We start from the raw sequence: 2,088 nt of genomic DNA on the forward strand, positions 1-2,088 counted from the left end.
GGCGGCCGGCTGCGGGTGCCGGACCGGCCCGAGCTCCCCCGGCCGCGCCGGCGCGTGCTCAGGTCGCGGGCGGGAGTGCCCACTCGGTTGCGGTGACCACGTCCCGCACGTTCCCTGCGGATCCCGGTCGTAGCTGCTGCGGAGCGTCGCGGTCCCGGCGTCGTCGAGCCGAGAGCTCACCGGCGGGTCACGGCCGCCGCCGGGATCCCCGTCATCGACGCGTTCAGGACCACGCAGTGAACGAGGGGTGCTGCGCCGTTCGCTCCTGAGGTTCTGTTCAGACCACGAGCTCCTGCCCGCAGGAATAGGGTTGAAACGTTGCAACATCGTGGCTTGAACAGAACCTCGGAAGCGGCGATCAGGTCACACCTCCGGCGCCACGTACGCGTCCCGCCCAAGTGGCAAGGGCTCGGGGATCTACTGAAGACGAGCGTCAGTGCCGACGCACCTCTCGGCCGGCTCGTCCCCCATCCGCCCACGCGGAAGCATCTCGGCTTGAAGGAGCCTCGCATGAAGATCCGAGCAGCAATCGCGTCCGCCGCCACGATCGGCCTCGCCGCTGCCCTCGCGGGTACCGTCGCCGCGGCTACCCCGGCCGCGGCGGCCGATGCCGGAGACCCGTGCAGCATCACCCTGTTCACCGGCGCACCCGCCCTGGGGATCCCGAACCCTGTTTTCCCCGGCCACCACAACGGCAGCACGACCAACCCAGGGTGCATCCCAGACGTTCCGATCGTGACCGCCACCATCCCCGCGGACGCCGGCGGCAACATCCTCGGGTTCTCCTGTGGTCCGCTGCTGGTCCCGGCCTCGAACATCGCCATTGGCCGCGTCGACTGCTGACCAGCGCAGGTTGCCGTAGCCAATGCCACCGCCTCGCCTGGTCAGGACCACGACGACGGACGCGCCGCTCGACATCTGGCTGGACAGCGGGCGCGGTCGACCGCATCCGGATGCTGCCGGACGTCGGCAGGACCGTGCCGGCCCCAGGCGGCGGTCTGGGGAGCCTCGGCGGTCGGGATCGGTCCCGTCGGGCACGTGAACGGCGCGAGCGGGCTCGGTGCCTGGCCCGCGGGGCGGGAGATCCTGCGTGAGGTCACCGCGGGTGCCGGGGTGTGACAGTGGGGTGTGACGTGGCAGAGAGGTCCGGCGCGAGAGCGAGGGCGGCGCGGCAGAGGCTCTCGTCGGCGTCGAGACCAGCAGCACGGTGCGGGCCATCGGACCCGACGTCGTCAGGGTCGTCGAGATCGTCATGACGGTGCGCACGACCCACGACGACCGGTGCGGGGTCAGAACGCCCGCAGGTTGGCCCGTAGGCCGCCGTCGGCCCACTCGGTGCGCAGGATGCCGCGCCTGCGCAGGATCGGGACCAGCTCGTCGAGCGTGCGGTGCACCGTGACGGGGTGCAGGTCGCCCCACAGGAGCACGCCGTCGTTGCCCCACTCCCCCAGTTCCTCGATGAGGTCGGCCAGCTCGCCGGCCGTACCCACCCAGCCCGTGCGGTCGGCGATGCGGCCCAGCCGGGCGAGTCCGGCGAGCAGCACGCGCAGCGGTGTGGTGGCCAGGTCGTGCCCGCTCACCAGCCGCTTGATCGACCCGTGCGAGACGTGGTCGCCGAACAGGCCCGTGGGCAGCGGCTTGTCGAGGTCGAGCGCCGTCAGGTCGGTCTCCAGGTCGCTCGACTGCTGCTCGGCGATGCGCAGCAGCGCGCCGTCGTCCGGGTTGGCCGACGCCGCCACCAGCCGGTCGGCCTCCTGCGGGCTGGACACGAGCACCGGCCGAACAGCGAACAGCACCTTGACGTGCTCCAGCGCCCGGCCCGACGCGCGGGCGGCGGCGTGCACCTTGGCCCGGTAGTCGCGCACGCTCGACTCGGTGAGCGGCGCGAGCGCGAGCTGGACGTCGCTGTTCGCTCCGGCGAACGCCAGCCCGCGCCCGGAGCCGCCGGGCGAGACGATGACCGGCTCTCCGTCGATCCCGCCGTCGAACGGGAGCGCATTGAGCGGGCCGTCGAACGCGTAGTGCTCGCCGCGGTGCCGCACGGGGCGCAGCCGGCGCCCGTCGGCGTACCGCCCGCCGGTCCGTGCG

3 protein-coding genes are annotated in these 2,088 nt (G+C 72.7%); 2 read left to right on the top strand and 1 reads right to left on the bottom strand.

The genetic code is table 11. The annotated features are described in order from the left end of the window. The first annotated feature begins 510 nt into the window (after window positions 1–510). Together PROKR_RS02630 and PROKR_RS38135 are read left to right on the top strand one after the other, a co-directional pair. Window positions 511–843 (top strand): hypothetical protein, encoded by a 333-nt coding sequence (locus PROKR_RS02630; RefSeq protein ID WP_036959369.1) that lies wholly within the window; start codon window positions 511–513, stop codon window positions 841–843. A 75-nt stretch (window positions 844–918) separates the two neighbouring features. After that, window positions 919–1,119, top strand: coding sequence for an alpha/beta hydrolase (locus PROKR_RS38135; RefSeq protein WP_084800211.1), 201 nt, complete (start codon window positions 919–921; stop codon window positions 1,117–1,119). A gap of 170 nt (window positions 1,120–1,289) precedes the next feature. Here PROKR_RS38135 and PROKR_RS02635 read toward each other — a convergent pair. After that, window positions 1,290–2,088, bottom strand: a 799-nt coding sequence (locus PROKR_RS02635) for an LLM class flavin-dependent oxidoreductase (RefSeq protein ID WP_036959371.1), incomplete at its 5' end; no start/stop codon positions are given.

The organism is Promicromonospora kroppenstedtii DSM 19349 (assembly GCF_000515355.1).
In the GTDB taxonomy this organism is placed as follows: domain Bacteria; phylum Actinomycetota; class Actinomycetes; order Actinomycetales; family Cellulomonadaceae; genus Promicromonospora; species Promicromonospora kroppenstedtii.

Coding starts and splice junctions, on each gene's coding strand:
- PROKR_RS02630 (WP_036959369.1), top strand. CDS start 511: ATGAAGATCCGAGCAGCAATCGCGTCCGCCGCCACGATCGGCCTCGCC.